Annotated in this window: 3 protein-coding genes; 1 reads left to right on the top strand and 2 read right to left on the bottom strand. The window is 69.3% G+C overall.

Features of this window, described 5'->3' with window-relative positions; translation table 11 throughout:
- Positions 1 to 219: 219 nt before the first annotated feature.
- Both yaaA and ypfH read right to left on the bottom strand, forming a co-directional pair.
- On the bottom strand, positions 220 to 1,005 hold the full coding sequence (gene yaaA, locus FKP22_RS23170) for a peroxide stress protein YaaA (RefSeq protein WP_141290035.1): 786 nt from the start codon (positions 1,003 to 1,005) through the stop codon (positions 220 to 222).
- 16 nt (positions 1,006 to 1,021) lie between these two features.
- Positions 1,022 to 1,735: an esterase gene (gene ypfH / locus FKP22_RS23165; RefSeq protein ID WP_141290034.1), complete on the bottom strand. Its 714-nt coding sequence runs from the start codon at positions 1,733 to 1,735 to the stop codon at positions 1,022 to 1,024.
- A gap of 180 nt (positions 1,736 to 1,915) precedes the next feature.
- Between ypfH and FKP22_RS23160 the strand changes: the two genes are divergently transcribed.
- Positions 1,916 to 3,823: a diguanylate cyclase domain-containing protein gene (locus FKP22_RS23160; protein ID WP_141290033.1), complete on the top strand. Its 1,908-nt coding sequence runs from the start codon at positions 1,916 to 1,918 to the stop codon at positions 3,821 to 3,823.
- Positions 3,824 to 4,033 lie beyond the last annotated feature (210 nt).

Below are 4,033 nucleotides of genomic sequence, written 5' to 3'. Positions count from 1 at the left end.
GTGAGCTTCCAGCGTGTCTTCCAGTGCCGTCATGGCGACCTGCTCGTCCCAGCCGCTGGCGCGCATGGCATTCAGCACATCGGCCGGCTGGCAACCGGCTTGCGCCTGGGCCACGATCCAGGCGCGCAGTTCAGGGGTGATGGTCTGCTGCACGTTCATGGCGGCGATTTTGTCATTGCCTCGCGGCCGGGCGCCAGCGACCGGCCCCGCACCCGGGTTTCAGGCTGCCACGCGGCGGCGGAAGACCAGGCGGTCCGGCTCCGAGACCTTGGCGTCGAAGCGGTAGCCTTCGGCGTCGAAGCCGGTCAGCGGCTCGACCTGCTGCAACCGGTGCTCGATCGCGTAGCGCGCCATCAGGCCGCGGGCCCGCTTGGCGAAGAAGCTGATGATCTTGTACTCGCCGTTTTTCCAGTCCTCGAACACGCAGTCCACCACACGTGCCTTCAAGGCCTTGCGGCGCGCCGCGCGGAAGTACTCCTGAGAGGCCAGGTTGACGATCACCGGCGCCTTGTCGCGCGCCTGCTGGGCGTTCAGGTAGCCGGCCAGCGTGTCGCCCCAGTAGCCGTAGAGATCGTCCGCCTCGGCGGTGGCCAGGCGCGTGCCCATTTCCAGCCGGTAGGGCTGCAGCCGGTCCAGCGGACGCAGCACACCGTACAGGCCGGAGAGGATCACCACATGCCGCTGCGCCCAGTCGAGCTGGTCCTCGCTCAGCGTGGCGGCGCGCAGGCCTTCGTAGACGTCGCCGTTGAAGGCCAGCACCGCGGGCTTGCTGTTGTGCGCCGTGAAGCGGGTCGACCAGGCGGCGTAGCGCTGTGCATTCAGCTCGGCCAGTGGCTCGGAGAGGTCCATCAGCCCGGCAATGTCGGAGACCGTTTGCGTCTTCAGTACCGCGATCAGCGCGGCCGCCTCGGCCACGAATTGCGGCCGGGTGGCACGGGCCAGCACCGGTGCCGGCACGGGGGTTTCGTAGTCCAGGGACTTGGCAGGGGAAAGCAGGAACAGCATCGGGCGCAGCGCTCGCTCAGTCTTCTTCGTCTTCGGCCGGCAGGCGGCCGGCGAGGCCCGGCACCGCGCCCATTGCCGCAGCCCACGAACGATGCGGAATGTGGCTGCGCAGGCGCAGGATGGCGCACTGCAGCAGGTGGCCGTTGATCTCGTGGCCCACGCCCTCGGCGATGTCGATGGTCGCGTCGCCATGCAGCTCGCCCAGGCGCTCGATCGCGGCGCGGGCATGCACTTCGGGAATCACCGTGTCGGCGCTGCCGTGGAAGAAGTGCAGCGTGGTGTGCTGCGGCGCCACGTCCGGCAGCGCCGGGTAGCGGCCGGCAAAGGCCAGCACCCGGCCGGCAATGCCGTCATGCGCCTGCACCAGCGAGAGCGCCATGATGCTGCCCTGCGAGAAGCCCCACAGCGCCGTGGCGGCCGGGCCCAAGCCGGTTTCCTGCTGCATCGCATGCACCCAGTCGGCCAGCGCAGGCAGCACCTCGGCCACGCGCGTCACGCGGTTCTCCTCGGTCACGCCCTGGACCGAGAACCACTGCCGCGCCTGGCCGGTCGGGTCACCGTCGAACGGCGAGAAGCCCTCCGGCGCGACGATGGCCGCCTGCGGGAATTCCTTCTGCACCAACCGGGCCAGCGGCGCCATGCCGGCGGCATTGCTGCCCACGCCGTGCAACAGCAGCATCAACTGTTCGGGCCGCCCTTCGGCGGGCAGCCATGTCATCACCTTGTTCATCGCCCGGATTGTCCTTCGACTCCGGCCCCGCCTGCCAACCAGCTTGCCGACAACCCTGCACCGCGGACCGAACTGGCCTGTGCTGGCCCGGCATTTCGGCCCATCGGCCAAACGCAAGCCTGCGCACACTTCAAGTTCCCGCCTACCGTGCGTGAATCCGCCGCCCCTCGCTTCGCCCCCATGTCCCAGCATCCCGCCATCAGGACCCGGCTGATGACTGCCGCCATTGGCGCAGCGGTCGGCCTGCTGATGCTGCTGGGCATCCGCACGGTGTTCAACAACAGCGTGACCCGCGCCGAAGAGGCCCGCAGCCAGGCCCGCGAGCGCTACCTGGAGCTGGGCCTGAGCCTGGGCGCCATGCTGGACGCCGAGACCGGCCAACGCGGCTACGTGCTGACTGCCCTGCCCAGCTTCCTGGCGCCCTACCAGGGCGCGCACCAGCGGGCCAACGAATCGCTGCAGCGGCTGCGGCCGATGTATGCCGAAGACGCCGAAGGCCTGGCCAGTCTGGACGAACTGCAGCGCTGGGAACTGCTGAAGTTCAACGAGCTGCAGGAGATCATCGACGTGCGGCGCGAGAGCGGACTCAGCGCGGCCCGCGAACGGGTCGCCGACGAGCGCGGCCAGCACGACATGGAACAGATCCGCCGCATCATCGACGCGCTGCGCGAACGCGAGTCGGGCGCGCAGGCCACGCTGGCACAGGTGGTGCAGCAGGCCAGGCGCGATGAGACCTGGTTCGAGCTGCTGTTCGTCGCGCTGCTGCTGGGCGCTGGCGGGCTGGTCTACCGCTCGCAGCTGCAGCGCGCCCATGAAGCGCAGGAGGCGGCCACGGCCCAGGTCGCGTCCGAGCGGCGGCTGCGGGCGGTGACCGACAACATCCCGGCCATGGTCGTGCGCCTGGACCGCGAAGCCCGCATCCTGTTCGCCAACCCGGCCGCCGGCATGCTGCTCGGCGAAACCCAGGAGAGCATGCTGGGCCGCACCGTGCGCGAAGTGCGTGGCGAGGCCTCGTACCAGGCCATGAAGCCGTACATCGAGCGGGTGCTGGCCGGCGAATCCGTCGTCTTCGAAACCTCGCCTGTCATCGCCGGCGTGCAGCGCCATTTCCAGCAGCACTACGCGCCTGACCGCGACGAAGCCGGCCTGATCCGCGGCTACTTCGTCTTCATGTTCGACATCACCGAGCGCAAGCTCGCCGAGCAGCGCCAGGCGCAGAGCGAACGCCAGCTGCGCACCATCACCGACAACCTGCCGGTGCAGATCACCTACATCAAGCCCGACGAGACGGTCGCCTTTGCCAACGCCACGCTGCAGCATTGGATGGACGTGCCGGTCAAGGACATCCTCGGCAAACCGCTGAACCAACTGCTGGGGCCGACGCTGTATGCCGAGCGCAGCCAGCCGCTGCAGCGCTGCCTGCGCGGGGAACGGGTCGAGTTCGAAAGCCAGTCCGAGGTGCATGGCGCGGGCGTCTGGCTGCACACCACCTACCTGCCCGACGTGGCCGAAGACGGCAGCGTCGTCGGCGTCTACGCGCTGAGCAGCGACATTTCCGCGCTGAAGGCCGTGCAGCAGGAGCTGAACGCCCAGGCCAGGGTCGACACCTTGACCGGCCTGCCCAACCGCCGCCAGTTCGACGAACGCCTGCCGCAAGCCCTCGCCCGCAGCCGCCGCAGCCGGCGCCCCCTGGCGCTGCTGTTCCTCGACGTGGACCATTTCAAGCAGGTCAACGACACCCACGGCCACCCGGCCGGCGACGCAGTGCTGGCCGAGCTCGCGCGCCGCCTGCTGCAGGTGGTGCGCGCGACCGACACCGTGGCCCGCCTGGCTGGCGACGAATTCGTGGCCATCCTGGAGAACCTGCACCACCCGGACGACGCCCACCTGGTTGCCGAAAAAATCGTCGAGGCCATCCGCCGGCCGATGCTGCATGGCGACCTGAGCGTGCAGGTCTCGGCCAGTGTCGGCGTGTCGTTCTACGACGGTCCGCACGACACCATGGAAAGCCTGGTGGCCCGCGCCGACCAGGCCCTCTACCGCGCCAAGGCCGCCGGCCGCAACACCTTCGCGGTGACTGCCGCCTGAGGCTGCCTGAAGCCGCAGCTCGGGGCATGTCCGCCGGCTGCACTACACTTTTTGCGACCGTCTCCCACAGCCATCCCCGACTTTCCTGTCCATCCATCCGCATGCAGTCCTGGCCACGCCTGGCCGCGCTCGCGGCCATCCGCGGCTACCAGCGCTTCATCTCCCCGCACAAGGGCTTTGCCTGCGCCTGGCGCGTGCACACCGGTGGCG

Origin of the sequence: Ideonella azotifigens, from assembly GCF_006519715.1 — a bacterium.
GTDB classification, from domain to species: domain Bacteria; phylum Pseudomonadota; class Gammaproteobacteria; order Burkholderiales; family Burkholderiaceae_C; genus Ideonella; species Ideonella azotifigens.
Note: the sequence above shows the minus strand (reverse complement) of the source record. Positions and strands in the feature narration are given on the sequence as shown.